The organism is Kocuria dechangensis (assembly GCF_014636775.1).
Taxonomy (GTDB): domain Bacteria; phylum Actinomycetota; class Actinomycetes; order Actinomycetales; family Micrococcaceae; genus Kocuria; species Kocuria dechangensis.
In genome coordinates this window covers 22,311-48,017 of the sequence record NZ_BMEQ01000023.1, presented here as the reverse complement: position 1 = coordinate 48,017, position 25,707 = coordinate 22,311, and the positions used below count along the sequence as shown (strand labels likewise).

26 protein-coding genes and 2 pseudogenes are annotated in these 25,707 nt (G+C 71.4%); 11 read left to right on the top strand and 17 right to left on the bottom strand.

The features are described from left to right. Positions 1 to 148 precede the first annotated feature (148 nt). The 6 genes and pseudogenes from betT (at position 149) to IEW07_RS16420 (ending at position 5,814) form a co-directional block, all read left to right on the top strand. A complete protein-coding gene (betT, locus tag IEW07_RS16435; RefSeq protein ID WP_188539214.1) occupies positions 149 to 2,392 on the top strand; it encodes a choline BCCT transporter BetT in 2,244 nt (747 codons plus the stop codon). Positions 2,393 to 2,844: 452 nt separating this feature from the next. Then, positions 2,845 to 3,255, top strand: a pseudogene (locus IEW07_RS21135) (PhoD-like phosphatase N-terminal domain-containing protein); the annotation flags it as partial. A gap of 28 nt (positions 3,256 to 3,283) precedes the next feature. Next, positions 3,284 to 3,892 (top strand): annotated as a pseudogene (locus tag IEW07_RS21470) (alkaline phosphatase D family protein); the annotation flags it as partial. Positions 3,893 to 3,900: 8 nt separating this feature from the next. Beyond that, positions 3,901 to 4,494, top strand: coding sequence for an alkaline phosphatase D family protein (locus IEW07_RS21465; RefSeq protein ID WP_268235539.1), 594 nt, complete (start codon positions 3,901 to 3,903; stop codon positions 4,492 to 4,494). A 341-nt stretch (positions 4,495 to 4,835) separates the two neighbouring features. Further along, entirely contained in the window at positions 4,836 to 5,270 is a 435-nt protein-coding gene (locus IEW07_RS16425) for an Hsp20/alpha crystallin family protein (RefSeq protein ID WP_229741917.1), read from the top strand. A 97-nt stretch (positions 5,271 to 5,367) separates the two neighbouring features. Beyond that, a complete protein-coding gene (locus IEW07_RS16420) occupies positions 5,368 to 5,814 on the top strand; it encodes a universal stress protein (RefSeq protein ID WP_188539212.1) in 447 nt (148 codons plus the stop codon). A 188-nt stretch (positions 5,815 to 6,002) separates the two neighbouring features. On the opposite strand, the gene IEW07_RS16415 is transcribed toward IEW07_RS16420, so the two are convergent. The 6 genes from IEW07_RS16415 to IEW07_RS16390 form a co-directional block, all read right to left on the bottom strand. Further along, positions 6,003 to 6,953 carry a DUF6454 family protein gene (locus IEW07_RS16415; protein WP_188539210.1) on the bottom strand — a complete coding sequence of 317 codons (951 nt, stop codon included), beginning with the start codon at positions 6,951 to 6,953 and terminating at the stop codon, positions 6,003 to 6,005. Positions 6,954 to 7,106: 153 nt separating this feature from the next. Continuing rightward, a complete protein-coding gene (locus IEW07_RS16410; protein WP_188539208.1) occupies positions 7,107 to 7,787 on the bottom strand; it encodes a hypothetical protein in 681 nt (226 codons plus the stop codon). 403 nt (positions 7,788 to 8,190) lie between these two features. Then, on the bottom strand, positions 8,191 to 9,258 hold the full coding sequence (locus tag IEW07_RS16405) for an FG-GAP repeat domain-containing protein (RefSeq protein ID WP_188539206.1): 1,068 nt from the start codon (positions 9,256 to 9,258) through the stop codon (positions 8,191 to 8,193). Between the two features lie 356 nt (positions 9,259 to 9,614). Beyond that, positions 9,615 to 11,822: a catalase/peroxidase HPI gene (gene katG, locus IEW07_RS16400; protein WP_188539204.1), complete on the bottom strand. Its 2,208-nt coding sequence runs from the start codon at positions 11,820 to 11,822 to the stop codon at positions 9,615 to 9,617. A gap of 502 nt (positions 11,823 to 12,324) precedes the next feature. Next, positions 12,325 to 12,756 carry a PaaI family thioesterase gene (locus tag IEW07_RS16395; RefSeq protein ID WP_188539202.1) on the bottom strand — a complete coding sequence of 144 codons (432 nt, stop codon included), beginning with the start codon at positions 12,754 to 12,756 and terminating at the stop codon, positions 12,325 to 12,327. A gap of 119 nt (positions 12,757 to 12,875) precedes the next feature. Beyond that, on the bottom strand, positions 12,876 to 14,063 hold the full coding sequence (locus tag IEW07_RS16390; protein ID WP_188539201.1) for an MFS transporter: 1,188 nt from the start codon (positions 14,061 to 14,063) through the stop codon (positions 12,876 to 12,878). A gap of 423 nt (positions 14,064 to 14,486) precedes the next feature. On the opposite strand from IEW07_RS16390, the gene IEW07_RS16385 reads away from it, so the two are divergent. Next, on the top strand, positions 14,487 to 14,693 hold the full coding sequence (locus IEW07_RS16385; protein ID WP_188539200.1) for a cold-shock protein: 207 nt from the start codon (positions 14,487 to 14,489) through the stop codon (positions 14,691 to 14,693). A gap of 259 nt (positions 14,694 to 14,952) precedes the next feature. Here IEW07_RS16385 and IEW07_RS16380 read toward each other — a convergent pair whose 3' ends face one another. From IEW07_RS16380 to IEW07_RS16355, 6 genes are all read right to left on the bottom strand, one after another. Continuing rightward, positions 14,953 to 15,291, bottom strand: a complete 339-nt coding sequence (locus IEW07_RS16380) for a hypothetical protein (RefSeq protein ID WP_188539199.1) — start codon at positions 15,289 to 15,291, stop codon at positions 14,953 to 14,955. Between the two features lie 482 nt (positions 15,292 to 15,773). Beyond that, positions 15,774 to 15,980 carry a hypothetical protein gene (locus tag IEW07_RS16375; RefSeq protein WP_188539198.1) on the bottom strand — a complete coding sequence of 69 codons (207 nt, stop codon included), beginning with the start codon at positions 15,978 to 15,980 and terminating at the stop codon, positions 15,774 to 15,776. A gap of 7 nt (positions 15,981 to 15,987) precedes the next feature. Further along, on the bottom strand, positions 15,988 to 16,218 hold the full coding sequence (locus IEW07_RS16370) for a hypothetical protein (protein ID WP_188539197.1): 231 nt from the start codon (positions 16,216 to 16,218) through the stop codon (positions 15,988 to 15,990). Positions 16,219 to 16,369: 151 nt separating this feature from the next. Then, positions 16,370 to 18,328: a S8 family serine peptidase gene (locus tag IEW07_RS16365; RefSeq protein WP_188539195.1), complete on the bottom strand. Its 1,959-nt coding sequence runs from the start codon at positions 18,326 to 18,328 to the stop codon at positions 16,370 to 16,372. Between the two features lie 240 nt (positions 18,329 to 18,568). Next, positions 18,569 to 18,946, bottom strand: coding sequence for a TIR domain-containing protein (locus IEW07_RS16360; RefSeq protein ID WP_188539193.1), 378 nt, complete (start codon positions 18,944 to 18,946; stop codon positions 18,569 to 18,571). Between the two features lie 192 nt (positions 18,947 to 19,138). Continuing rightward, a complete protein-coding gene (locus IEW07_RS16355; protein WP_188539191.1) occupies positions 19,139 to 19,528 on the bottom strand; it encodes a hypothetical protein in 390 nt (129 codons plus the stop codon). Between the two features lie 267 nt (positions 19,529 to 19,795). Here IEW07_RS16355 and IEW07_RS16350 point away from each other — a divergent pair, with 267 nt between their 5' ends. Further along, positions 19,796 to 20,593: an amidohydrolase family protein gene (locus IEW07_RS16350; protein ID WP_188539189.1), complete on the top strand. Its 798-nt coding sequence runs from the start codon at positions 19,796 to 19,798 to the stop codon at positions 20,591 to 20,593. On the opposite strand, the gene IEW07_RS16345 is transcribed toward IEW07_RS16350, so the two are convergent. Then, entirely contained in the window at positions 20,554 to 21,108 is a 555-nt protein-coding gene (locus tag IEW07_RS16345) for a dihydrofolate reductase family protein (RefSeq protein WP_188539187.1), read from the bottom strand. The two genes, IEW07_RS16350 and IEW07_RS16345, sit on opposite strands and share 40 nt — an antisense overlap. 202 nt (positions 21,109 to 21,310) lie before the next feature. Here IEW07_RS16345 and IEW07_RS16340 point away from each other — a divergent pair, with 202 nt between their 5' ends. Both IEW07_RS16340 and IEW07_RS16335 read left to right on the top strand, forming a co-directional pair. Next, entirely contained in the window at positions 21,311 to 21,739 is a 429-nt protein-coding gene (locus IEW07_RS16340) for a VOC family protein (protein WP_188539186.1), read from the top strand. A gap of 13 nt (positions 21,740 to 21,752) precedes the next feature. Beyond that, complete coding sequence (locus tag IEW07_RS16335) at positions 21,753 to 22,142, top strand: VOC family protein (RefSeq protein WP_188539184.1); 390 nt, start codon at positions 21,753 to 21,755, stop codon at positions 22,140 to 22,142. A 26-nt stretch (positions 22,143 to 22,168) separates the two neighbouring features. Here the strand turns inward: IEW07_RS16335 and IEW07_RS16330 are convergent, their stop codons facing one another. Further along, entirely contained in the window at positions 22,169 to 22,690 is a 522-nt protein-coding gene (locus IEW07_RS16330; protein ID WP_188539181.1) for an SRPBCC family protein, read from the bottom strand. Further along, the gene (locus IEW07_RS16325; protein WP_188539179.1) at positions 22,687 to 22,845 is read right to left on the bottom strand and encodes a hypothetical protein; all 159 of its coding nucleotides are present in this window, start codon (positions 22,843 to 22,845) and stop codon (positions 22,687 to 22,689) included. Before IEW07_RS16325 ends, IEW07_RS16330 begins: the two co-directional genes overlap by 4 nt. A gap of 233 nt (positions 22,846 to 23,078) precedes the next feature. Here IEW07_RS16325 and IEW07_RS16320 point away from each other — a divergent pair, with 233 nt between their 5' ends. After that, positions 23,079 to 24,332, top strand: a complete 1,254-nt coding sequence (locus IEW07_RS16320; protein ID WP_188539177.1) for an alpha/beta fold hydrolase — start codon at positions 23,079 to 23,081, stop codon at positions 24,330 to 24,332. Here the strand turns inward: IEW07_RS16320 and IEW07_RS16315 are convergent. Continuing rightward, on the bottom strand, positions 24,317 to 24,709 hold the full coding sequence (locus tag IEW07_RS16315; RefSeq protein ID WP_188539175.1) for a hypothetical protein: 393 nt from the start codon (positions 24,707 to 24,709) through the stop codon (positions 24,317 to 24,319). The genes IEW07_RS16320 and IEW07_RS16315 overlap by 16 nt on opposite strands. Positions 24,710 to 24,908: 199 nt before the next feature. Further along, positions 24,909 to 25,667, bottom strand: coding sequence for an SDR family oxidoreductase (locus IEW07_RS16310; RefSeq protein WP_188539173.1), 759 nt, complete (start codon positions 25,665 to 25,667; stop codon positions 24,909 to 24,911). Between the last annotated feature and the right edge of the window lie 40 nt (positions 25,668 to 25,707).

Below are 25,707 nucleotides of genomic sequence, written 5' to 3'. Positions count from 1 at the left end.
CCCCGGCGGCATACCATGTCCAGGATGGTTGCGCGACGACACGCCCTGTGCAGGTGAATATTTCTCTCCCCTTCCCTCGGATCCGAGGCAGACGCGGTGTACCGTTCCGCGCGGCCCCGATCCTGTTCCCGGACGAAGGGTGAAGTGAATGGCGGACGCAGAAGACACGCAACGGCCGGAGAGCGAACCGCTCAGGGCGATGCTCGAGCGCGAGCGGTTCGGAGCGGCCGTACGCCGCAGATCGCACGTCCCCGAGGACGAGCTGCCACCGATCTCCAGCACCGAGCTGAGCAAGGGACCGGCGGAGCTCGCCGAGGACCGCGGGTCCCGTGTCAACTGGCGTGTCTTCGTCATCTCCTCCGTGGTCATCCTCGCCTTCTCCCTGTGGGCGATGATGGCCCCGGCGAACGCCGCGTCCGTCATGCACGAGACCGTCCGCTGGATTGCGATCAACCTGGGCTGGTTCTACGTCCTCACGGTGACCCTGGTGATCCTCTTCGTCCTGTGGGTGGCCTTCTCCAAGGAGGGCAGCGTCCGGCTCGGCCCCGACCATTCCCGCCCCCAGTACAAGCTCTTCACCTGGGTCGCGATGCTCTTCGCCGCCGGCGTGGGCATCGACATGCTGTTCTACTCCGTGACCGGACCGGTCACGCAGTACGTCTCTCCGCCGTCGGTCGATCCGCGGTCGGCCGAGGCCGCCCAGGACGCCGTCGTCTGGACGATGTTCCACTACGGCGTGGCGGGCTGGTCGATGTACGCCCTGCTCGGCATGGCCATGGGCTACTTCGCCTACCGCTGGGGAATGCCGCTCTCGATCCGGGCCGCCCTGTATCCGCTGCTCGGCAAGCGCGTGCGCGGTGCCACCGGCGATGTCATCGACATCTTCGCCCTCGTGGGCACGGTGTTCGGCGTGGCGACCTCGATGGGCATCGGCGTGGTGCTCCTGAACGTGGGATTCGCCTGGCTCTTCGGGTTCACGGAAGGACTGGCGCTGCAGGTCGCCCTCGTGCTGATGGCCGTGGTCATGACGGTGGCCGCCTGCACCTCGGGCGTGGACAAGGGCATCCGGCTGATCTCCGAGCTCAACCTCTGGAGCGCGGGCGCGATGATGCTGTACATCCTGGTCACCGGCGAGACCGCCTTTCTGCTGAACGCCATGGTGGAGAACATCGGGCGTTTCGTCCTCACGCTTCCCGAGCGGACGCTGCAGACCTTCGCCTACGTCGACGGCGGCTCCGACTGGATGGCGGGCTGGACCCTGTTCTTCTGGGCCTTCTGGCTGGCCTGGGGGCCCTTCGTCGGCCTGTTCCTCGCCCGGATCTCACGGGGCAGGACGCTGCGGGAGTTCGTCATCGCGGCCATCACCGCACCGGTGCTGTGCGACTTCTTCATCGTCACCATCTTCGGCAACTCCGCGATGCACGAGGTGCTCAACGGCAACACCGAGTTCGCGCGGCTGTCCATGGAGAGCCCAGAACAGGGCTGGTACTCGCTCCTCGAGATGTTCCCCGGGGCGGCGTTCCTCATCGGGCTGGCGACCCTGTCCGGGCTCCTGTTCTACCTGACGAGCGCCAACTCCGGGGCCATGGTGATGTCGAACTTCTCCTCCTTCATTCCCGACCCGGCCCAGGACGGGGCGAAGTGGCTGCGCATCTTCTGGGCGCTGCTGACGGCGATCCTCACCATCGCCATGCTCATGGCCGGCGGTGTCACCACCATGGAGTACGCCACGCTCATCTTCGCGCTGCCGGTGACGATCATCGCGTACCTCGTCATGGCCTCGTTCTCGAAGGTGCTGAGGATGGAGCGGGCCGAACGCGAGGGCCGGACCCTGCGCCGGCGCTTCGCCGCGGCCGACGGCGGTCAGGTCCCGGAGAAGACGTGGAAGCAGCGTCTGGCACGGCTGCGGTCCTATCCCTCGCAGAAGGCGGTCGCCCACTTCGTCGACCGCGTCGTGGATCCGGCCCTGCGGGATGTCGCCGAGGAGTTCCAGACGCTCGGCTACAGGGCAGAGCTCTCCAGGACCCGGAACCCCGAAACGGGCATCGACGAGCACACATTGCTCGTCCCCATGGACGACCACCGCGACTTCCACTACCAGGTGGCGGCGGTCAAGGCTCCGGTGCCGATGATCGGGGCCCGGAGCATGTCCAAGGAGACCGACGTCTACTACAGGCTCGAGGTCTTCACGCAGACGGGCAGCGAAGGCTACGACCTCATGGGCCTGACCCAGCAGCAGCTCATCAACGACGTCCTCGACCGCTACGAAGCTCACCTGTCGTTCCTCCGGTACTCCACCGAGCACGCCTACGCCTCCGTTCTGACTCCCCCGCCGCCCGTCACAGGGTCGACTCCGCACGTCCCCGACGGCTCGGTCGAGGACGGGAAATGAGCCGGTTCCGAACCCGGCCGCTACTGGCGTGGCGGCACCGGATCGCGCTGCTGGACCGCGTCCGGCACCCCGCTGCGTGGGCCTGGACCATGTACTCGTGGAGACGCTCCCGCCCACGACCCGTCCCAGGATCCAGCACGGAGCGGCGCGGCCCGACCCGATGTTCACCCGGGGTTTGCCGGACGGCCACCGGCCCTGCATACCGTTCGGGGGTCAGCAGGGCCCCCGACCTCTGACGCCGCGGTGCGGATCCACCCCCCAGGGATCCCCGCGGGATGCCCTGGCCGTTCGCCACCTGTCCGGCCAGGGCATCCTCCTGACTCCGGCCGCCCCGGCCACCGCCGGCGGGCAGACCGGGACGTGCGGTGCAGGCCCGGACGATCCGGTGAACATTCTCCGGACCCGCCGCCCACCAGCGCTCCCGGACGGAGCGCCCGGGGTGTAATCAGGGCATGTCCTCTTTCACTCGCCGCAGGCTCCTGCGCACAGCCGGGGTCGCCGCCGTGACCGGCGCCGCCCTCGGCGCCGCCGTCCCTGCCGCCGCCCGAGCCGCCACCGCCTCCACCACCGCCTTCCGTCACGGGGTGGCCTCCGGGGACCCGCTGCCGGACGGCGTCCTGCTCTGGACCCGTGTCTCCCCCACCCCGGAATCGCTGCCCGGCTCGGGGGCCGGGCCGGAGGTGACGGTGACGTGGGAGGTGGCCACGGACCCCGACTTCGGACGGATCGTGGCCCGCGGTGTCGTGGGCACCGGCCCTGCTCGTGACCACACGGTGAAGGCCGAGCCCCGAGGGCTGCAGCCGGCCACCGACCACTGGTACCGCTTCCGGTGGGGCCGGGAGATCTCCCCGGTCGGGCGGGCGCGCACCACGCCCGCCCCCCGGGGCGGCCGTGGACCGGCTGCGGATCGGGGTGGTCTCGTGCGCGAACTGGCAGGCCGGCTGGTTCTCCTCCTACCGCCACCTGGCCCAGCGGGAGGACCTGGATCTGGTGCTCCACCTGGGCGACTACCTCTACGAGTACGCCCCGGGCGAGTACCAGGCCCGCGACGTCGTGGTCCGCCCGCACGACCCTCCGGTGGAGCTGACGGTCCTGGACCACTACCGCCGCCGGCACGCCCAGTACAAGACCGACCCGGACCTGCAGACCCTGCACGCGGCTGTCACGTTCGTCGTGACGTGGGACGACCACGAGTCCGCCGACGATGCCTGGGCCGGTGGGGCGGGCAACCACACCGAGGGCGCCGAGGGCAGTTGGACCGCGCGGCGGGCCGCGGCCCAGCAGGCCTACGCGGAATGGATGCCCGTGCGCTGGGAGCCCGGAGGCGCCCTGTACCGCCGGTTGGCCTTCGGGTCCCTGGCCAGCCTGTCGATGCTGGACCTGCGCTCCTACCGCAGCGCGCAGGCCACCGGCCCCGTCTCGGCGCAGATCGACGACCCGGACCGCACGCTCACCGGGGACGAGCAGATGTCCTGGCTGCTCGAGGGGCTGACCACCGCGGAGGCGCAGTGGAAGCTGGTCGGCAACCCGGTGATGATCGCCCCCGTCCGCTTCCCCTCCACCCTCAGCACCGGCGAGATCGGCGCCCTCCAGGAGCTGATGGGGGCCACCCGATCGACGGCGTGCCCTACAACGTCGACCAGTGGGACGGCTACACCGCCGACCGCTCCCGGGTCCTGGACCACCTGCGCGACCACGGGATCAGGGACACGGTGTTCCTCACCGGCGACATCCACTCCGCCTGGGCCTGCGACCTGCCCGCCCACCCGCTGACCTATCCGCTCACCGGTGACTCGGTGGCCACGGAACTGGTGTGCACGTCGGTCACCAGTGACAACCTCGACGACCTTCTCGCGGTGCCCCCGCGCACGGCCTCCCTGTCCGTGGAGACGGCGTTCCGGGCGGCGAACCCGCACGTGAAGCATCTGGACCTCGACTCCCACGGATACAGCGTCCTGGAGGTCACCCCCGCGGGGGTGCAGATGGGCTACCACGTGCTCTCGGACCGCACCGACCGGACCGCCGCCGCCCGCCTGGCCACCTCGTGGCGGGTCCCCGCCGGGACCCAGCGCGTGGTCCGAGCCGCAGGAGGCCTGCGATGACCGCGCCCACCCGCTGCCTGTTCCGGCGCCTGGTGGGCGCCGGCGGGGCCGCCGTCGTGCTCTCCGGAGCCGCGGGCGGAGCTGCGCGCGGCGGGCACTGACTCCCCCGCCGCCCGGTCTCTGCCCCATCGCCACGGCACCGACAGGTCCCGGCCCGCTCGCGGTCGGCGTCATCATCGGGACTTGTCAGGCCGGGGCCTTACCCCTCCGTCAGTGGGTGCCTATCGTGGAAGTGCCCGGCCGCACCGCGCAGCTCCGACGCCGATGCCGCAGCCCGCGGACGGCAGGCGCACTGGCCGGAGGCGGCCGGTGCCGACGAGCTCAGAACGAGGAGTCAGGTCATGGCCGGATTGATGCGCCGAGACAGTTTCGACATGCTCGAACCCTTCCGCCGTCTGATGGAGGGAGACCTCCAGACGGCGTGGCCGCGGGTGGAGGAGTTCCAGGACGGCAACACCATGGTGATCCGGGCGGAGCTGCCCGGCATCGACCCGGACAAGGACGTGGACCTCACCGTGGTCAACGACACCCTGCACCTGCGGGCCACCCGGCAGCAGAGGAGCGAGCACAAGGACAAGGACAGCTACCGCTCCGAGTTCCACTACGGCTCCTTCGCCCGCACCCTGCCCCTGCCGGAAGGCTGCAAGGACGAGGACATCAGCGCCACGTACACCGACGGGGTCCTCGAGGTGCGCGCGCCCATCCGCGAGCAGGCCCCGCAGCAGGCCACGCGGAAGATCCCGGTCACCCGCTCCGAGACCAGCGGTTCCGCGTAGGCGGGACATCGGCCCGTCCGGGCCCGGCACACCCGTCCCGTCCCAGCACACGGGCCGGCAGCCGCGCGGCTGCCGGCCCCCGACCGGAGGAACCAGCATGAGCGACTTCCCGGACAGCAGCGGCCGCATCATCGTGGGCGTGGACGGCTCCGACGACTCGAAGGAGGCGCTGCGGGAAGGAGCCCGCCTGGCGCAGGCACTGGGCGCTCCACTGGAGGCCGTCTCCTGCTGGGAGGACCCCACGATGCATGTGGCCTCCTACGGGTACATCCCGGAGATCGATCCCGACGCGTTCCGCGCCGACAGCGAACGGATGCTCGAGAGCACCCTCGAGGAGGTCTTCGGCCCGCACCGGCCGGCGGCCCTGAGCACCAGGCTGCTGCGGGGACGCCCCGCCGATCTCCTGATCGAGGAGAGCAGGAACGCCCGGATGCTGGTGGTCGGACCCCGCGGCGTCGGCGGGGTCCTCGGGATGATCATGGGCTCGGTCAGCTCCGCGCTGGTCGCCCACGCGCACTGCCCGGTCCTGGTCGTGCGCCGGTAGCCGCTCACGGCGCGCACGGCCGCCGCGGCCCACCGGCCGCGTTCTCCCTCCTCCAGGTCCTCGGCCGGAGGGTGGCACCAGCGGCGGGGTGCCGAGGGCAGCCGTTCCGTAGCGCGGCGCGGATCTCCCGGATCCGGCGCCGCACCTCCTGCCCGTCCCGGCCGCTCAGGCGTGCGGCGAGCCGGCCCTCAAGGACGGGCGGCGTAGACCAGCAGCTCTGTGCCGTTGGCCTCTTCGCCGTCGTCAGGAGCGGCGAACATCCTCAGGGTGTCCCCCTCGGCCTCGAAGGCCACCGGATTGCGGGTGACGGAGTGGCCGGCCGTGGAGAACTCCTGGACCGGGAGCTCGTGCAGGACACGGTCCGTCTTCAGATCCAGCAGCGCGATCCCACCGAGCTCATAGGTGCCGCCCTCGGGGGTGGCCAGGTTGGTGACGCCGGTGCAGATCTGGGTAACGCCGCCGGAGTACTCGCAGTCCTGGTGGTCGACCATGTGGCTCTCGTTGGCCACCACGTCCTGGATCCGGCCCGTCCTGGACCAGGTGAACAGGTCCCGGGACCCCCAGCTGACGCCGTGGATCCTGCACGTCCGCTCGTCGCGCACCACACCGCCCACGTGGTCGTCGTAGCGGAACTGCTCGGTGACCTCGAAGGTCTCCGGGTCGATGCTGTAGACGATCGAGCGGCTGTCGGGGCGGTACTCGGCCACCGGCACCCACACGCTCTCGCCGTCGAAGTCGATGCCGCCCGGGTGGTAGACGTCGCCCTCGCCGAGTTCGATGTCCTTGACCAGCTCCCCCTCGCGGGTGACCACGAAGACGTGGCCCTGTCCCCTGCCTGCCGTGCGGTCCGTCCCGTCCACCGGGGCGGGGTGCTTCTGGGTGGGCTCGATGATCTCCACGCTGCTGATGAAGATGTGCTCCCCCACCAGCGTCATGCCCTGGGGGTGGAAGGTGTCGAAGTCCAGGGGGATCCTCGCCTGCTGCTCCCACTGGGTGCTGCGGGTCAGCTGGGCGACGGCCTGCGCCTCCAGATCGAGTCGGTCCGCCCCGCCCTGGGAGGCCGCCGCCGTCCCCGTCGGCAGGAGCAGCGCCGTGCTCAGCCCCGCCACGGTCGCCCCCCGCAGGATCCTGCTCCGCATGCCCTGGTGTCCGGTCGCCAATGAAACCCCTCCACAGTCCATGGCCGTCCGGGCGGTCACCGCCCGGACGGCCTCCGCTCAGCTGTGCCGACCGTAGTCAGGACGGGTTAATGACGGGAGACGGGAGGTTGAACGACGACGTGGTCATGGTGGTCATCCGGAGGCGGCGAGGCTCTCCATCCCGGTGAGGGTGCTGAACACGACATCGGCGAGATCGCGTTCGTGCCGCACGCTGCCGGTGGGGCCCAGGCGCATCAGTCCCACCACGGCCCGGCGCCCCGCAGAGAGCAGATCCGCGTCCGCCAGCAGCGCCCGGCTCAGGTCCTCGGCGGTCCCCTCGGCCTGCTGAGCAGGCGCCGGGACCCCGTCGACATCCAGGTAGGTCGGCTCCGGGGAGTAGGCCCGGCCCACCTCCGGTGCCGGGGCCAGGGCCAGGCACACCAGGGGCGTCTCACCGTCCCCGTCGGGGTCCTCCACCACGGTCGCCACCGCCACGCCGTGCACGCTGAGCCGCACCAGCTGCTGTGGTTCCTCCACCGGTGTGTGGGAGTCGATGACCGCTTCCATGGCCCAGAAGCTGCCCTCGGTCGCAACCGGGTCCGGAAGCGCCAGGGCGACGTAGTGGGCCAGGAACTGCAGGACCACCTCGTAGCCGCCGGTGCCCGAGAGCCGGCGCAACTGGGGGCTCCTCACCGTCCCCGACGAACCGGTGCACGAGATGGGAAACCGCATGCCCTCCAGGAACTGTCGTTGCGCCGCGGGGCTCACCACCGCATCGAGGGGGCTGGGCACCGCGGCAAGACTGTCGGGGACGATGCTCAGGGGGTCGTTCATGATCACCTCCGGTGGCACGGGCCCGGCGGGGGCTCCAGCGCGGGGCGGAGACGGGCCGTGAGGAGATCCTCCCCCGGCGGAGGGCAAGAGCGTAAGGCCCCCGAGGACTCAACTTCCTCGGAACACGCTGTGTGCCGGCCACGACCGGCTCAGGCACCACCGCGCGCGGAGGTGGGAACCCTGTCCTGGGGGGAACCGATCTCTTCGTGACGGGGGGCGGGTCGCTTCGCCGCAGACGTGCGCGGTGGACCATCACGACGTGATGAGGGCAGCAAGGCGCTTGCCGGGAGGTGCCACGACGGCCTTCCGCCGTGGCCCCAGTCATGGGCCCCCCTGCCGTCCTGCGGGCAAGGGGGCCCATGGTCATGGTCCCGGAGTGCTTCCGGTCCGTTCCGGTCCGGGATCAGAACGTGTGGATGTATGTCCGGCTGCTGCCGAAGCCGACGATGTCTTCCCTCCTGTTGCCGTCGATGTCACCGATCAGGCGCAGGTGCCGTTGGACCCGCCACCCCGAGTTGTACCCGTAGGTGTTGAGCACCTTGGTGGGGGCGCCGAGGGTGTTGTTGGCCTGACCGTAGGAGACGTAGACGCCGATGTTGGCGAAGCCCACCACGTCGGCCCGACGGTCCCCGTTGATGTCACCGAGCAGGCGCGGGTGCTGATCCACCCGCCACCCCTGGTTGACCCCGAACTCGTCGACCTTCCGGGCCGCAGGGGTCATCGTGTTGTTGGCCTGGCCGTAGGAGACGTAGGTGCCCTCACTGGCGAAGCCCACCACGTCGGCCCGACGGTCCCCGTTGACGTCCCCCAGCAGCCGCGGGTGCTGATCCACCCGCCACCCCTGGTTGGCCCCGAACTCGTCGACCTTCCGGGCCACAGCGCTGAAGGTGCTGTTGGGCCGCCCGTAGGAGACGTAGGTCCCTTCGCTGGCGAAGCCGACGACGTCCGCCTGGCCGTCGCCGTTGACGTCCCCCAGCAGGCGCGGGTGCTGATCCACCCGCCAGCCCTGGTTGGCCCCGAACTCGTCGATCTTCCGGGCGGCAGGGGTGAAGGTGTTGTTGGCCTGGCCGTAGGAGACGTAGGTGCCTTCGCTGGCGAAGCCGACGATGTCCGCCCGACCGTCGCCGTTGACGTCCCCCAGCAGGCGCGGGTGCTGATCCACCCGCCACCCCTGGTTGACCCCGAACTCGTCGACCTTCTTGAGCGGGACGCTGACAGTACCGTTGATCTGACCGTAGGAGACGTAGACACCGTCGTTGGCGAAGCCGACGATATCGGCCCGACGGTCGCCGTTGACGTCCCCCAGCAGGCGCGGGTGCCGGTCCACCCGCCAGCCCTGAGCCTCGCTGTAGGCGGGCAGCGAGTAGTTGCCCGCTGTGGCCAGCGGTGGAGGCTCCTGTCCGGGGGAGGACACAGCCCGGGCCGGACCGCCCAAGACGATGCCGGCGGCGACCAGTGCGACCGAAGACATTCCGGCGAGAAAACGAGAACACTGTGAACGGAGCATGATGGTTCTTCCCATCAAAGACCGAGGAAATCCCTCGTCGTGGCTGACTGCATGATGGCGCAGGGCACAGGTCGAACGCTTCCCGCAAGTGCCCTGATGGACGACTTCTGCGCTCCTGACGTAGTCGTAGCGGCATTCATACTAGTCAGACGGTCCATCACGGGTCAGACCACCAACGGAATCGTGTCACTGTTGTGACTGGGCGTCATTCCGTGGCGGAGATGTCGGGGACCCTGCGGTGACACCGGTCCGGCCGTGCAGAGGCGCCGTCCGGAATGGTCCGGACGGCGCCTCGCTCTGTCCTCCTGACAGCCGTGACGTCAGCGGAGGTCGAACCGGTCGAGCTCCATGACCTTGACCCACGCGGTGACGAAGTCCCGCACGAACTTCTCCTGAGCGTCGTCGCTGCCGTAGACCTCCGAGATCGCCCGCAGCTGGGAGTGCGAGCCGAAGACGAGATCGGCCGCGGTGGCCGTCCACTTGAGCTCGTCCGTGGCCCCGTCACGGATCTCGAAGACGTCCTCCGACGAGTCGGACGCCCTCCACTCCGCGCCGGCGGCGAGGAGGTTGACGAAGAAGTCGTTGGTCAGGGCCTCGGTGCGGTCGGTGAGGACACCGTGCTCCGACCTCCCGAAGTTCGTTCCCAGGACCCGCATGCCACCGACCAGGACCGTCATCTCCGGTGCGGTGAGGTTCAGCATGTAGGCGCGATCGAGCAGGAGCGTCTCGGGCGAGAGCTGCACCCCGGACTTCAGGTAGTTGCGGAAGCCGTCGGCCTGCGGCTCCAGCACGGAGAAGGACTCGACGTCGGTCTGCTCCTGCGTGGCGTCCGTGCGCCCGGGCCGGAACTGGACCTCGACCTCGTGACCGGCGTTCCGGGCCGCCTGCTCGACGGCGGCACAGCCGCCGAGGACGATCAGGTCGGCCAGCGACACCCTCTTCCCGCCGGACTGGGCGTTGTTGAAGTCCTGCTGGACCTGCTCGAGGACGCGCAGCGCGTCGGCCAGCTCGGCCGGCTCGTTGACCTCCCAGCTGCGCTGCGGCTCGAGGCGGATGCGGGCGCCGTTGGCCCCGCCGCGGTTGTCGGTGCCCCGGAAGCAGGACGCGGAGGCCCACGCCGTGGAGGCCAGCTGCGCCACGGTCAGGCCGGAATCGAACAGGGTGGCCTTCAGGGCGGCGACGTCGTCGTCCCCGATCAGCTCGTGGTCGGCCGCAGGGACCGGGTCCTGCCACAGCTGTGGCTCCGGGATCCACGGGCCCAGGTAGCGGGAGACCGGCCCCATGTCGCGGTGCAGCAGCTTGTACCAGGCCTTGGCGAACGCCTCGGCGAACTCGTCGGGGTTCTCGTGGAACCGCCGCGAGATCTTCTCGTACACCGGGTCGACCCGGAGCGCGAGGTCGGTCGTGAGCATCGTCGGCCGGTGCTTCTTCTCCGGGTCGAAGGCGTCCGGGACGGTCTCGTCGGCGTCCTTGGCGACCCACTGGTGCGCCCCGGCGGGACTCTCGGTCAGCTCCCACTCGTGGCCGAACAGGTTGCCGAAGAAGCCGTTGCCCCACGTGGTCGGGGTGCTGGTCCAGGTCACCTCCAAGCCGCTGGTGATCGTGTCCGGGCCCTTGCCCGTGCCGTAGGTGCTCTTCCAGCCGAGGCCCTGTGCGTGGAGCGGACAGGCCGCGGGCTCGGGGCCCACGTGGTCGGCCGGCCCTGCGCCGTGGGTCTTGCCGAAAGAGTGCCCGCCGGCGATCAGGGCGACCGTCTCCTCGTCGTTCATCGCCATGCGGCCGAATGTCTCGCGGATGTCGTGGGCGGAGGCCAGCGGGTCGGGGTTGCCGTTGGGTCCCTCGGGGTTGACGTAGATCAGCCCCATCTGCACCGCCGCGAGCGGGCCCGAGAGCTCGCGGTCGCCGGCGTAGCGCTCATCCCCGAGCCAGGTGTCCTCCGGGCCCCAGAACATCTCCTCGGGCTCCCATATGTCCTCGCGGCCGAAGCCGAAGCCGAACGTCTTGAAGCCCATCGACTCGAGCGCGACGTTCCCGGCCAGGACCAGGAGGTCGGCCCACGAGATCTTCCGGCCGTACTTCTGCTTGACGGGCCACAGCAGGCGCCGGGCCTTGTCCAGGTTGGCGTTGTCGGGCCAGCTGTTGAGCGGGGCGAACCGCTGGGCGCCCTCCCCGGCACCACCGCGGCCGTCCGCGATGCGGTAGGTGCCGGCCGAGTGCCAGCTCATCCGGATGAACAGCCCTCCGTAGTGCCCGAAGTCGGCGGGCCACCAGTCCTGCGAGGTGGTCATCAGCTCGGTGAGGTCACGTTTGAGCTTTTCGACGTCGAGCTTCGCGAACTCCCTCGCGTAGTCGAAGTCGTCGCCCAGCGGATCGGTCGTGGCCGAGTGCTTCCGCAGGACCCCCAGGTCCAGCTGGTTGGGCCACCAGTCCTGGACCGTCCGCGGCCGGCCGGCCTTGGGTGTGGGCGCGTCGATCGCCGGGTTCTCGCTCTCGCTGCCGTGCGCAGGGGCCTCAGGCGTCTGGGACATGGGATTTCCTTCCACGATGGCTGTGCTGGTCAGGAACTGCTCACGCGCTCGGGGCGCTGCCCCCGGCGGTTGACATCGGCCGCGTCGACAGAGTCGACTGAGAAGTCGTCGGCGGAGAAGCTGTGGTCGTTGTGCGCCGTCGAAGACGGGGCTGCGCCGGGCAGCGACCGCTCGAGGTCCCGTATGGCTGTCTGCAGGGCCTGGTTCACGGCGCCGGGGGAGATCGCGGCGGGCGGCACGGCTGATCGAGTCCGTGCCGGCGCAACGGTGCGCGTGCACGGCATCCCGTACCGCCGTCCGAGGCGGGTCGACCCGCTGGGCGGTACCACGCAGGAGCCGCTGTCGATCCAGCTTGGTGACCACCTGTCAAAGTCTGGTAGCCGGTCCGGGGCCAGTCAAGGATCAGCGGTTCCGAAGACAAAGATCCTTGCCGACCCGGTGTGCAGCCGCCGAATGCCGTCGGGCGCACCCCCGACGTGCGAGCTGTCCGGCCGGCCCCACGTCACTTCAGGGCGTAGGTGAAGGTTGCCTCGGCCAGGTGCTTGCCCGCGGCCTCCGTGACGCTGACCTGCGCCACGGCCACGGTGCGTCCGGCCCGCAGCAGCCGGGCGGTGGCCACCGCGGTCCCCTCCGTGGTGTTGGCCAGGAAACTGGTGCTGGCCTGGACCGCCAGGGGGAACCTGCCCTCCTCCGAGAGGACCTGCATGGCCAGGAAGGTTCCCGTGATGTCCGCGGCACCGAACAGCGCGGTGGCCGAGAACATCCCCCCGGCCTGACGGAGCCGATCCACCAGAGGCATCGCGAAGGACAGGCTGTCCCCCGTCACCGCGTGCGGGACCAGTCCCAGGGTGTCGGCGATCTCCTCGTGCTCCACGCCGGCGCTGAACTCCTCCCAGCGTCGCCGAAAATCCTCGAGAGTGGCGGGGATGGCCATGCTGACTCCTGTCGAGCAGTCGGACGGGACCACCATGATGGCACCAGTTCCCGCCCCTGGCCTGCGCAGCGCCCGTAGGATCGGCGGGTCAGGTCGGATCGGTGGATCGGGTAGCTGGGTCAGGGGGAGCCGGGACGGTTGCCGGAGAACAGCATGGCGAGGCATCCGACGGCGATGGCGCCCATGAGGGCCAGGGCCGAGGACGTCAGGTCCCAGATGTCCCCCAGCACGCCGAGGGCGACCGTGAGCACGGCCAGGCAGAGGTAGGCGATGGCGAAGTAGGCGCTCATCCAGGCTCCGGCCCGGTGGGGGTGGCGGCGGATCAGCTCCCCGATCTCGTGGGTGGCGCTGAGGTAGGTGAACCCGTGTCCCACCCCGGCGCACAGGGCGGCCACCAGGGCCAGGGCGAGGTTGCCCGTCAGAAGCATGGCGGCGAACGTCATGATGGCCAGCAGCAGGAAGCCCATGCCGAGGCGGCGGGACCGGGGCACGGGCACGCGCCGGGTGGCGATCTGGACGATCCCTCCGACGGTGAGCACGATCGCCACGATCGCACCCAGCACCGTCAGGCTGTCCACGCCCAGCGCCTGACCGATGAGGCCGGGGCCCACGGACTGGTAGATGCCGACCACGCCCCAGGACAGACCGGCGGTGAGGCTGATCATCACCAGCCCGCGCGGGACCGGGTGCCGGTCGGCACCCGGCGACAGGCCGGGTCTCCCCGCACCGTCCTCCGCGGTGTCCCGGCCCGTCTCGGTGTCCCGGGCCGGGACGGGGGTGCTGCCATGGGCGCCCAGTAGCACCAGGCACCCGGCCAGCAGGACCGCCCACCCCAGCATCGGGACGGTCGTGCCGCGGCCGGTGACATCGGCGAGCACCCCGGCGCCGACCGGGCCGGCGGAAGCCCCGATGGCGGCCGTGAGGGTGATCAGCAGGGCGGTGAACTCCCGCGGACGCGGCGGGGCGCCGCGGTAGAGCGCCGCGCTGCTGGCGGCCATCACCACGCCCAGTGCCACCCCCTGGACCACGCGGGCGAGGACCAGCACCGCGGCGACCGGGGCGACCGCCAGCACCAGCGCCGCGGCCACGGACACGGCCGTGCCGGCCGTCATCAACCACCGGGGGCTGAGACGGTGCAGCAGCGCCCCGGCCACGACGAGACCGGGCACCAGGCCGGCCACGTAGACGGCGAAGACGACCGTCTGCACGGTGGCGGAGAACCCCATCTGCGCCCGCCACACCGAGTACAGGACCGTGGGCGCGGTGGTGGCGGCGAAGCAGACCACCACGGTCAGGAAACTGGTCACCCGCGACACCGGCCGGGGCACCGCAGGGTCAGAGCCGGGAGGTGTCACCGGGTGCCGACCTCTCGGGGACGGCATCGCCACGTCGCTTCACGGCAGCGGCACGTCCTTTCCATGCGGGTCGATCGTGCCTTCCCTGACACGTCCTGCTCCGGAGCCCTGCTCGGCGCAGCCGCATGATCACCGGAGGAGCGACAGCGGCCGGAGGTCAGGTCAGCCGACCGTGTCGCATCGGTTTGTTTTCCTCATCAACCATAGCCCAGCCCCCGACGTCGCGCGGATGTCTCAATGCGGATGTCTCAATGCGGTCGGGTCTGTCCAGAGCCGGGACCTTCTGTCAGGCTGTCGGTGCACGGGCACAACGTGCACGAGCCCCCCGAGAGCCGGGGACCGCTCGGCTTTTCTGCAGGAAGACAGGTACTGAATATGACTACTGGTGTGGTCAAGTGGTTCAACGCCGACAAGGGCTTCGGCTTCATCGCCCCCGACGACGGCTCCAAGGACGTGTTCGCGCACTTCTCGGCCATCGCCTCCAGCGGTTTCCGCTCCCTCAACGAGGGCGACCACGTGGAGTTCGAGACCCAGGAGGGGCCCAAGGGTCCCCAGGCAGCGAACATCACCGTCCTGCCCTGACAAGACCTTCCTGATCCCCTCGGGGATCACCGGTGGCACGCCCAGACGCAGCGCCACCACTGAGGAGATCGTCACCCAGCCCTCGGGCCGGGTGACGATCTCCTGCTGGTCCAGGTCGGCGCTCGGCCGAGGTCATCCGGACGACGGACCGACGCTCCTGCGGCCATGACATGCATTCTTCGCGATAAGGACTGCTCGCCCCCCAATCGTCGGACTCGAGCTCGGTGGACCCGAGCTGTTCAGCCCAAGGTCGGCCGGCTCAGTGTCCGCCGCTCCGGTGATGCTCCTCGTGGTCGTGCTTCTTGTCGCCGTGCTTGTGGCAGTGCTTGTAGTCCTTGTGCCAGTGCCAGTAGCCCTTGTGCCAGTGCTTCTTGCCGTCGTCGTGCTTGTGCCAGTATCCGTGCTGGTGCTTGTAGCCCTCGTGGTGATGGCACTTCTTGTCCTTGCCGTTGCCATGGTCGCCGCCATGACCCGCCGGGGTGACGGCAGACTGAGTGGCGCTCGGTCCGGTGTCCGCGACGGCGGGAGCGGCCAGCGTCCCCCCGAGCAGAGCGGTGGCGATGAAAGCGCTGGCGAGGGTTTTGCGCAGATCTTGCATGATCTCTCCCGAAAGGAAGCGTGCGTATTTCTTCTTGAAGAAGGCATGCGTGTGAGACGCACATTCATGCCGGTGTTTGCTCCGAGGCCTTTGGGGCAGGGCTCGCCTGAGATTCAGGTGATACCACCTTAGGGAGGAAAATGGTTGCCATCAAGGCTCTGACCTGGGCCTATGGTCACATCTCCATCTCGGCGCAGTGCGCCGTGCACGCTCTCTGATGACCGGCACAGCGGCGGCCGCATGCTGGAGGAATTGCTTCCATGTACCTCTGTGACGGCGTCCCGTCTTCTGTGACGCGGAGGACCCGAATGGACCACCGTGGACGGAGTTCTCCCTCGTGGAACATTCCCCCGCGAGCCCTCGCGGAGGCATGGAATGTTGCCGACGTGAATTCGACGCCATGGCCGGCGGCACCGGAGTGAAGGCGTCATCGAAGGTCAGGCGACCGTCGATGCTCCCCGCTCACTGCGAGTCCGCCCGGGTCAGCCGTCATCGGATCGAGAGCGGCCGCGGAGGGCCAGCATCATCAGCACCCACAGCGCCACCACCCAGAGCGCCGTGACCACGAAGCTCGGGACGCTGCGGTGGGCTCCCACCGGGTCGAATCCCGCCAGCCGCACCACCATGGGACCGAGCACCCCGAGGACTGTCACCGACACCAGCCATCGGGTCGCCCTGGTGGGAGGCATGGGCCTCTCACACCTCCACGTCTTCGTCGTGCTCGCGCAGCTGCACGCGCCTGTGCGGGGCATGCCTGGCCCGCTGCACCACCCACGCGAAGAAGAACACCGACCACGCCAGCATGACCGCGGCCATGGCGGTGCTGAACTTCTCCCCCGGCACCCACTCGTAGAGCGCACTGATGGTCTGGAGCGTTCCGACGACGCCGATCACGACGATCAGCGCGTTCTCCTGGTCCCTCGACACGGCCGATCCTCCCCGCTGGACGTCGTGGTCACTGCATCGTGGCATGCGAGCAGACACTCTGTCTGACCCCATTTCGGGGGTCACGCACCTGCCCGGCAGGATCAGGGGAGGATCCTCGAGGAGCCCGGGGGCGACTCCGCACCCGCCGGGGTCAGCGGACCTCCCAGTCCCAGCGGAACAGGAACGCCGACATCGCGTCACGGTTGGTGTTGGCCACCGCGCGGAAGCTGCCGTCGCTCCAGCCGGTGGAGATCCCGGTGCCGGCCAGCCAGTGGATCTCCTTGTAGAACTGCTGGCCCCGTCGCACATCCGTGAACGAGGAGGCGGCCGGCGCGGTGTAGGCCGGGGACCCGGAGGCGCGATAGAGCAGCGCGGCCGTGGCGTCCCGGTTGATCGGGTTTCGGGGACGGAACGTGGCGTCGTTCCAGCCGTTGAGCAGCCCTCGCGACTTCGCCCAGTGGATCTCCTTGTAGAACGGGGTGCCCGGGGGCACGTCCTTGAAGGAGGAGACGGCCGGGGCGGTGTAGGCCGGGGAGCCGGCCTCGCGGTACATCACCGCGGCCATCGCCCCGCGCTCGATCCTCAGGCCCGGGCGGAAGGTGCCGTCGCTCCAGCCGTTGAGGAGTCCGGCGCGGTGGGTGTAGTGGATCTCGCGGCCGAACTGGCTGCCGGGGTCCACGTCCGCGAAGATCCGGGTGCGTGGCGTGGCGGCGACGGCGCCGGCCAGGTCCAGGTGCTTGGCTCCGGCCACCCCGGAGGCGGCCCCGGTGAGGGTGTTGCGGATCTGGTGGACGCTCAGCGACGGGTCGAGCTCGCGCAGCACCGCGGCGGCGCCGGCCACGTGCGGGGCGGCCATCGAGGTGCCCTGGTTGCCGCCGTAGGCGGCGGCGACCGGTCCGTAGGAGCCCCTGTCCACCGTGGAGTGGACCGCGTGGTACCCGGCTCCGCCGGGAGCGAGGATGTCGACGGCCCAGCCGTGGTTGGAGTAGGAGGCCCGCTGCTCGTCGGCGCCGGCGGCACCGACCGTGATGTTGTCCAGGCAGGAGGCCGGGGAGGTGGTCTCGGCCGGGACGTTGTAGTTGCCGGCGGCGGAGACCACGACCGAGCCGCGCCGGTGCGCCGCGGTGATGGCGTCCTGGAAGGTCTCGGTGCAGACTCCGGGGAAGTTCAGCGACAGGTTGATGACGCCGGCGGGCTCGGCCGGGGCGGCGAAGCCGCCGACGGCCTCACCGGAGGCCCAGCGGATGCCCAGCGCCACCTCGGACATGTAGCCCGAGCCGCAGGTGCCCAGCACGCGCACGGGCATGATCCTGGCCTGCGGTGCGACACCGGTGACCCCGATGCCGTTGTTGGCCTCCGCGGCGGCGGTGCCCGCCACGTGGGTGCCGTGCCACGAGGAGGTCTTCTCCGCGGCGCCGCAGGTTCCGGCACGGCCCCAGTCCCCCTCGTCGCGGGGGTTCCGGTCCCAGCCGTTGCCGTCGCGGGAGGACATGTGGACGGAGGAGGACGCGGAGGACGCCGTGGAGATCAGGTCGATGCCCGGGACGGTGTTGAGGTCCGGGTGGTCGACGATGCCGGTGTCCACGACCGCGATGACCTGGCCGGCACCGGTCGCCCGGTCCCACGCCGCCTGGGCGCCGACGTTGGTCATGTTCCACAGCGACGCGATGGAGGGGTCGTCGGCGGCGGCGGAGGCGGTGACGACCATGTCGGCCTCGGCGTACTCGACGGCCGGGTCGGCTTCCAGCTCCTCGGCGGCGGCCTCGAGGTCGGCGACCTCGACGGCCTCCCCCAGCTCCACGACCTTCGCCCCGTCGGCCGTGGTCTCGACCACCTCGGCGGTGATCTCCCCGGCCTGCGCGGGGGCCTCCTCGGTCACGGCCTGGTCGACGGACTCCGCCACGGCCGAGTCGGTGGTCCCGGGCGCCGCGGCGTCGTCGGCGAGCTTGACGATGATCCGGTCGGTGGGCCGCGGGTCCGGTGCTTCGCCGGCCGTCGGCGAGGAGGCGGCGCCGGGCGGAGCGGGGAGCTCCTCGGCGCCGGCCGGCGCCAGGGGCACCAGGACCAGCAGGCTCATCAGGGCAGCGGCAGTGAGACGTGTTCGGTGCATGGGGGGACACTCCGGTGATGCGCTTCGGGGGATGGGGGTGCGGTGGAGCGGGTGCAGATTCCCGTCCGGAAGTGCAGATCGGAGACCTCTCAGCGGAGTCTATGTGTTTGCATTCGAAGGGCCCGGGGACGCGTTCCTGGGCTCTTCACACGCGGACATGTGCGCGACAGACCGCGGCCCCGCCGTCCCGGTCCGGGACGGCGGGGCCGCGGTCTTCAGGGTGCGGCTCCGGCGCCGCGCTCACAGGGCGTCGAGGAACTCCCCGACGTTCTCCCACGTCCAGCTCTGGCAGCGCGCCGAGCCCATCTCGGCCGGCTTCACCCGGTGATCGGCCTCCAGCCACAGGCCCAGCAGCGGCTTGCCTTCGGCCACCGCGCACCGGATCGGCCACAGGGCGACGTCGGAGGTCTCGGTGTAGCCGCCGATCAGGGCGATCACCCCGTCGGATCGGCGGATCCGGGCACGCACGTCCTCCTTCCACTGCTGCGCATCCGCCGTGGTCCCGGGAGGATCCACGAACTGGGCCGTCGCTCCGGCGCGGGACCACTGGGTGGTGAACAGGTCGCGGAACAGTCCGTCCTCTTCCGCGTAGGCCAGGTACAGGGTCTTGGGCCTCATTGCCGCCGACCTCCTCAAACATTCGAGCATCCGGTGTGGTCCGGGACACAGTATCCGTGCCGCCTGCCTACCGGGCGGTCACCCGAGGCGACTCCCCGTGTCCTCGGCTCCGTGGCGCCCGTTCGGGCGACACATCCGGTAACGATCCCGCCGGACGAGGCCGGTCCGGTCGCAGCAGGCGCGGTGTCCGGCTCAGGCCCGGGTCAGGTCCAGGTGCAGCACGCCGGTGTGCGGGTCGGCGCGCAGCACCTTCTCCGGCGGCCCCTCGTAGACCGTCAGGGCACGGCGCAGGAGGGCCGCGACGTCGTGGGCGGCGACGGTCACCGTCCCGCCCAGCGGGTCGTCGGCCGTCCGCCGGGCCACCACGCAGCGCCCGGGGTCCGGACGGACGACGAAGCCGTCGGCGTCCAGGAGGTCGCCCACGACGTACTCGTACCGGTCGGCGTAGACCGTCAGGCGCACGGCCTCCGGGTGCTGGCGGCGCAGCTCCGCGGCGACGAGCCCCAGCAGCTGCCGCGCGAAGGACCTCTGGGCCCGGAACAGCTTCTCCTCCGCGGCCTCCAGCACGGTGTCGGCGCTCATCGGGTCCGCCGAGGGGGCCGGGGGCGTCGCCCGTCGTCGGCCCTGTCGATCTCCACGGCGGTGCTCAACGGTGCTGCTCAACGGTGCTTCTCACTGGTGGTGCTCACGCTCTTCCTGCGCTCTTCCTGCTCGGCGGGACGGATCCGGCCCGAGCGTACCCGGGGCGGCCCGGAACCTCGTGCGGACGCGCCCTCGCGTCCCGTGCCGGAAGGGCGGGACCGCGGGACGGCCGCAGCGACGCCCGCGGCACCCGAGGACAATGACGGGATGATCGACTCGCACGTGCACGTGATCGACCCGCGCTTCCCGCTCGCCCCCAACCGTGGCTTCGTGCCGGGCCCCTTCACGGCCGCCGACTACCTCGCCCGGGTCCGGCCGCTCGGCGTGGTGGGCGGGGCCGTGGTCAGCGGGTCGTTCCAGGGCCACGACCAGGCCTGGCTGCGCGCCGCGATGCGGGAGCTGGGGCCGTCCTGGGCCGGGGTGGCGCAGCTGCCCGCCGACGTGGCGGACGACGCCGTCCTGGAGCTGGACCGCGCCGGCGTCCGGGCCGTCCGGTTCACCCTCTACCGCGGCGGCTCGGACCCGCGGGAGATCGAGCGCCTCGCCCGCCGGGTGCACGACCTCGCGGGCTGGCACGCCGAGTTCTACCTCGACGCCGCCGACCTCGGCGGCCTCGCTCCCCTGCTGCGCCGGCTGCCCCGCGTGAGCGTCGACCACCTGGGCATGAGCGCGCGGGGCCTGCCCCGGCTCCTGGACCTCGTCGGGCACGGCGCGCGGGTCAAGGCCACCGGTTTCGGCAGGGTGGACCTCGACGTGGCCGACGCCCTGCGGCGGGTGCACGCGGTGGATCCCACGGCCCTGATGTTCGGGACGGACCTGCCGAGCACCCGGGCGCGCCGGCCATTCCGGGACGAGGACGTGGACCTGGTCGCGGACGTTCTCGGGGACGAGGCCTCGGCGGCCGTGCTGCACGGCAACGCCGCCGCCTGGTACGGCCTGCCCCGCGAGGTCACCGGCCGGGCCAATCACTCGGGCCAGACCTCGCGCTCCGAGCGCAGGGAGTAGCGCAGCTCCACGGCGCCGCCCTCGAAGTGGGTGGTCCGCTGGAGGTGCATGTCCTTCGCCGTCGTCGTGGGCAGGACGGGATGCCCGCCGCCCAGGGCGATGGGCATGAGCGTCAGCCAGAGCTCGTCGAGCAGGTCCGCGTCCGCGAACTGCGCCGCCAGCTGCCCGCCCCCGACCACCCAGAGGTTCCGCCCGCCCGCGGAGCGCAGCATCTCCCGGACGTGAGGCTCCACGGGGCCCTCGACGAAGTGCAGCTTCGCGCCCTCCACGCGTGGGAGCTTCCGGTGGGTGAAGACCCAGGTCGGGAGGTCGCCGTAGGCCCACTTCTCCCCCTGGTCCACGACGAACTCGTAGGTGCTCGCGCCCATGGCGAGCGCGCCCACCTCCGCGAGGAAGCTGTCGTAGTGGTCCTGGTACGCCTCGAAGCCGTACTGCAGCAACCAGTCGAGGTGGTTCTCGCGGTCGGCGATGTACCCGTCGGCGCTCGCGGCCACGTAGTACTGCGTCCTGGTCATGGGGCAAGCCTACGCGCGGGGACGCCCCGTGCGCCCGACGATGTCGCCGTGCACGTTCCAGCTCCCCCGGGGTCCCGGACAGGGCCGGTGCCGCCCGCGGTGGGGCGTAACGGGCCCGCGCGGAAGGCCCCGGGTCTTCCCCGGCCCCGGCGGGCGGGACAGGATGGGCACTATCGACCCCTACCGACGCGGAGGCCCGACCATGGCCATGTTGCTCAATCCCTATCTCACGTTCCGGGACACGGCCGAGGAGGCGATGGAGTTCTACCGCTCGGTGTTCGGCGGGGAGCTGACCGTCATGCGCTTCAGCGAGTACGGCGCGAGCGAGGACCCCGCGGAGGGGAACAAGGTGATGCACGCGATGCTCACCACCGACACCGGCATGGTCCTCATGGCCTCCGACACCCCGAACAGCATGGACCTCACTCCCGGGGACAACGTCTCCATCTCGGTGGGCGGGGACGACGAGACCGTCCTGCGCGGGTACTGGGAGAAGCTCAGCGACGGCGGGACGGTCACCATGCCGCTGGACCGTCCTCCGTGGGGCGGGCTGTTCGGCATGTGCACCGACCGGTTCGGGACGCAGTGGATGATCAGCATCTCCGACGACAAAGCCCAGGCCGGCGCCTGAGGAGGGCAGACCCATGAAGATCACCCACACGAGCGTCTTCGTCGACGACCAGCAGAGGGCGCTGCTGTTCTACACCGGCAAGCTCGGATTCATGGTCAAGCACGACATCCCCGTCGAGGGCGGCCGCTGGCTCACCCTGGTCTCGCCCCAGGCCCCCGAGGGCGTCGAGCTGGTGCTCGAGCCCTCCGACCACCCCGCCGTGGGGCCCTTCAAGGCCGCGCTCGTCGAGGACGGCATCCCCTTCACCAGTTTCGGGGTGCAGGACGTCCGGGCCGAGTACGACCGGCTGGTCCACAAGGGCGTGCGCTTCGTCCAGGAGCCGACGACGGCGGGTCCGGTCACCACCGCGGTGCTCGACGACACCTGCGGCAACCTCATCCAGATCGCCAGCCCCGCCGGCTGAGCGAGCCGGCCGGCGAGAGGCGGGCGCTAGCCCCCGACCTGCAGCTCGTCGGCGAGCGCCCGGTAGTGCTCGGTCATGGCCGGGTGGTAGTCGCGGCCGAAGTCGACCGCGTCCACGTCCCCGCCGGTCTCGGCGGCGACCAGGCGGTCGAGGTAGTAGTCCCAGCCGGGGCCGACCGAGGCCAGCTCGGCGGGGTCGGGGTGCCAGTGCGTCAGCCGCAGCGTGACCATTCCGTCGCCCTCGTGGGGGTTCTCGTGGAGGTCCACGTCGACGCGCCAGGCGTCGGCGCTCTCGCCGAGGGTCATGGCGAGGTGGTGCGGCGGGTCGCACCGGAGGATCACCAGCGTCTCGGGCTCGGCCTGGTCCTCGGCGGTCATGCGCACCTCGACCCGCCCGGAGGAGGGGTCCCCGGACCAGGTGCCGTACCAGCGGGCGAGCCGCTCGGCATCGGTGACGGCCGCCCAGATCTCGGCGATCGGGGCGCGGAACAGACGGGTCAGGACGAGACGGTCGCCGGACTCGATCCGTCCGGTGGGCTGCGCGGTCATGGGGACTCCTCGGTCGATCGGTGGGCCAGGACGCCGGTGCCGCCGTCCCCGGTGAGCACTCCGGCGTCGGGGAAGCCGTGGGCGGCCGCCGCCGCCCGCACGGTCTCCAGCAGGGTCTGCCGGCGGTCCGGGCGCGGACCGGGACCGTAGGCCACGAGCAGCCGTCCACCGGGGACCAGCGCCCGGCCCAGCGGTTGCGGTCGGGGACGGCTCGTGCGGTCATGGCGGCTCCTCCACGGGGGTGGTGCTGCCTCCATTGTGCGCCTGCGGGCCCCGTCCCCGGCGTCACGGAACCGTCGGGTCTTGTCCCGCTCCCCGGCCCGGGAGGATGCTCGGAGGCGGGGACTCCGGGCCCGGGCGTCCCAAGGCCCGGAGAGGAGGGGGCACCGTGGCGGCCAGGATCCTCGCCGGGGCCGGCGCCCTGCTCCTGAGCGTTGTGGTCGGCCCGGCCGCCGCCCTCGCCCTCGCGGCGCTGACGACGGCGCCCGTGCTGTTCCTCGGCGGCGGCGCGGCCGCGGCGCTGCTGGTCTGGCTCTCGGCGTGGAGGCTGCTGACGCGCGGGCTCGCACCGCGCCGGCGGCGCGCCGGCGGCGTCCTCAGCGTCCTGGTGGTGTCCGCCGTGTTCGCGACCCTGCTCGTCCCGCTGGGCGACCCCGCACGGCTGCCGCCCCTGCCGCCCGGGGCGGGAGCACTGGCGACCGGCGACGGCGGCAGCATCGCCTACGGCGTCCTGCCCGCCGGCAGCGGTGCGCCCCGCGCCGCCCCCGTCGTCGCCCTGCACGGCGGCCCGGGCGTCCCCGACACCGCCGGGCTGCTGGCGGCCCTCGCACCGCTGACCGCCGACGGGCACGACGTGTGGTCCTACGACCAGCGCGGCACGGGGCGCTCCTCCCGCCTCGACGACCCCGGCGGCTACACCACGGAGCTCGCGGTGGCCGACCTGGAGGCGCTGCGCCGGCGCACGGGGGCCCCGCGGATGATTCTGGTCGGCCACTCCTACGGGGCCTATCTCGCCGCCGCGTACCACGACGCGCACCCGGACCGGGTCGAGCGGCTCGTCCTGTCCTCCCCCGGCGCCCTCAGCACCGGCGGCACCGGCGGGGACCCGCTCGCCCGCCTGGACCCCGCAGCACGCCAGGAGGTCCAGCGCCTGCTCGTGTCCCCCCGGGCGCTGCTGGTGTACGGGCTGGTGCAGGTGGACCCGGCCTCGGCCCACGCCCTCACCGGCGACGCCGAGGTGGACGCCCGGCAGGACCGGGTCCACGCCGCCACGGCCCCGGCCCTGCACTGCCCCGGGCACGCCCCGCAGGGCCTGCACGGCAACGGCTTCTTCGCCAACCAGGTCCCGCAGTCCCTGCGGCGGCCCGCCCTGCCCCCTCTGGAGCGTTCCGCCGACGACGCCCGCGTGCCCGCCCTGGTGCTGAAGGGACGCTGCGACTACCTCGACTGGGCCTCCGCCGTCGAGCACCTCGACGCCTTCCCGGACAGCCGGCTCGTCTACCTGCCGGACGCCGGGCACGACAGCTACCGGGAGCGGCCGGAGGCCGTCGTCGGTGCCGTGCGCGCGTTCCTGGGCGGCGGTGACATGCCCGGTGTCCTCGCCGACCCGCGCACCGCCCCGGCCGACTACCAGCGGCGGTGAGACGGGCCCCGGACCGCACCGCCGCGGCCGGCCGGAGCCGGGACGTCCCGCTGCAGATCCCCGTGCAGATCCCCGTGCTGGCTGCCGGCGCGACGACGGGCCACGGCGGCGCTGCCGACCAGCGCCAGAACGCCGGCGGCGGCCACGACGGCCGCCCCGGCGTTGCCGTGCTCCTCGGGACCTCCCCCGCCGGCGCGGGCCGTCCCCTCCTCGGCGGGCGCGGCCGGCGCCCGGTCCGCGGTGGGCCCGACGGTCGCGGCGACGACCGGAGGGCGCGTCGCCGCCGGGTCCTGGTCGTACCCCACGGCGGGGACCGCAGAGAAGCCGATGGCACCGACGACCAGTGCGCATGCGGCGGCGGACTTGAGCACGGCCATGGACGGCCTCCCTGATCACCGTGTGACGCTCGTCACATCCCCACCGGCAAGTTTATCGGGGTCCCGGGGCTCCGGCGGCGGAAGCACAATGTTGCGTCCGCCGGGCTCCCGGGCCCCTGACGTGGGAGGAGCGCCGTCCGGACCGGCCGGACGGCGCTCCTCGGTGCCCCCGCCGTGGAAGCAATCGGGACGGAGTGCGCTACTTCCGCCCGGCCTGGGCCAGGAAGTCGTCGGCGCCGCCCACGAGCTCGACGTGCCCGGTGGGGACGTCCGCGGTGACCATCTTCGCGATCTCCTCGGCGAACTCGTGCACCGAGTACAGCTTGCCGGCGGCCTCGCGGCGCTGCTCCAGCGCGCCGGGCCGGGCCCGGTTGAGCAGGGTCGCGGTCACGGTGCCCTCGATCATGTCGCCGGAGACCACCACGAAGGTGATGCCCTTCTCGGTCAGCTCCGGGATGCGGGCGGTGAGGGTGTCCTCGCCGGCGCGCTTGGACTTCGCGACCTCCACGTACTCCGGCATGGTCTCGACGTCGTTGATGAAGTGCGCCTGGTGGCTGGTCACGAAGACCACGCGCCCGCCCTCGGGCAGGTGCTCGAGGGCCGCGGTGAGGGTGTCGTCCTGGGCGTCCCGGTTGAGCTTGAGGGCGTAGTCCTCCCCCAGGTCCGTCTCCATGCCGCCGGAGGCGTTGAGGACGAGCACGTCCACCCCGCCGAAGGCCTCCACGGCCCGGGCGAAGAGGCTGCGGACGTCCTCGGGACTGGTCATGTCGGCCTGCACGGCGATGGCCCTGCCGCCCGCCGCCTCGATCTCCTTGACGACCTTGTTGGCGCGGGGCGCCTTCTGGCGGTAGTTGACGACGACGTTGGCGCCCTCGGCGGCCAGCAGCTTCGCGGTGTCGGCGCCGACCCCGCGCGAGGACCCGGTGACGACCGCGGTCTTGCCTGCAAGTGAACTCATGGTGCTCCTTCGGTGTGACGTGTCGAGACGTGGAGGGGGC

Bases quoted from the DNA above. Each gene is read 5' to 3' on its own strand.
- betT (WP_188539214.1), top strand. From the start codon at position 149: ATGGCGGACGCAGAAGACACGCAACGGCCGGAGAGCGAACCGCTCAGG.
- IEW07_RS16425 (WP_229741917.1), top strand. From the start codon at position 4,836: ATGGCCGGATTGATGCGCCGAGACAGTTTCGACATGCTCGAACCCTTC.
- IEW07_RS16420 (WP_188539212.1), top strand. From the start codon at position 5,368: ATGAGCGACTTCCCGGACAGCAGCGGCCGCATCATCGTGGGCGTGGAC.
- IEW07_RS16415 (WP_188539210.1), bottom strand. From the start codon at position 6,953: ATGCGGAGCAGGATCCTGCGGGGGGCGACCGTGGCGGGGCTGAGCACG.
- IEW07_RS16410 (WP_188539208.1), bottom strand. From the start codon at position 7,787: ATGAACGACCCCCTGAGCATCGTCCCCGACAGTCTTGCCGCGGTGCCC.
- IEW07_RS16405 (WP_188539206.1), bottom strand. From the start codon at position 9,258: ATGTCTTCGGTCGCACTGGTCGCCGCCGGCATCGTCTTGGGCGGTCCG.
- katG (WP_188539204.1), bottom strand. From the start codon at position 11,822: ATGTCCCAGACGCCTGAGGCCCCTGCGCACGGCAGCGAGAGCGAGAAC.
- IEW07_RS16395 (WP_188539202.1), bottom strand. From the start codon at position 12,756: ATGGCCATCCCCGCCACTCTCGAGGATTTTCGGCGACGCTGGGAGGAG.
- IEW07_RS16385 (WP_188539200.1), top strand. From the start codon at position 14,487: ATGACTACTGGTGTGGTCAAGTGGTTCAACGCCGACAAGGGCTTCGGC.
- IEW07_RS16380 (WP_188539199.1), bottom strand. From the start codon at position 15,291: ATGCAAGATCTGCGCAAAACCCTCGCCAGCGCTTTCATCGCCACCGCT.
- IEW07_RS16375 (WP_188539198.1), bottom strand. From the start codon at position 15,980: ATGCCTCCCACCAGGGCGACCCGATGGCTGGTGTCGGTGACAGTCCTC.
- IEW07_RS16365 (WP_188539195.1), bottom strand. From the start codon at position 18,328: ATGCACCGAACACGTCTCACTGCCGCTGCCCTGATGAGCCTGCTGGTC.
- IEW07_RS16360 (WP_188539193.1), bottom strand. From the start codon at position 18,946: ATGAGGCCCAAGACCCTGTACCTGGCCTACGCGGAAGAGGACGGACTG.
- IEW07_RS16355 (WP_188539191.1), bottom strand. From the start codon at position 19,528: ATGAGCGCCGACACCGTGCTGGAGGCCGCGGAGGAGAAGCTGTTCCGG.
- IEW07_RS16350 (WP_188539189.1), top strand. From the start codon at position 19,796: ATGATCGACTCGCACGTGCACGTGATCGACCCGCGCTTCCCGCTCGCC.
- IEW07_RS16345 (WP_188539187.1), bottom strand. From the start codon at position 21,108: ATGACCAGGACGCAGTACTACGTGGCCGCGAGCGCCGACGGGTACATC.
- IEW07_RS16340 (WP_188539186.1), top strand. From the start codon at position 21,311: ATGGCCATGTTGCTCAATCCCTATCTCACGTTCCGGGACACGGCCGAG.
- IEW07_RS16335 (WP_188539184.1), top strand. From the start codon at position 21,753: ATGAAGATCACCCACACGAGCGTCTTCGTCGACGACCAGCAGAGGGCG.
- IEW07_RS16330 (WP_188539181.1), bottom strand. From the start codon at position 22,690: ATGACCGCGCAGCCCACCGGACGGATCGAGTCCGGCGACCGTCTCGTC.
- IEW07_RS16315 (WP_188539175.1), bottom strand. From the start codon at position 24,709: ATGGCCGTGCTCAAGTCCGCCGCCGCATGCGCACTGGTCGTCGGTGCC.
- IEW07_RS16310 (WP_188539173.1), bottom strand. From the start codon at position 25,667: ATGAGTTCACTTGCAGGCAAGACCGCGGTCGTCACCGGGTCCTCGCGC.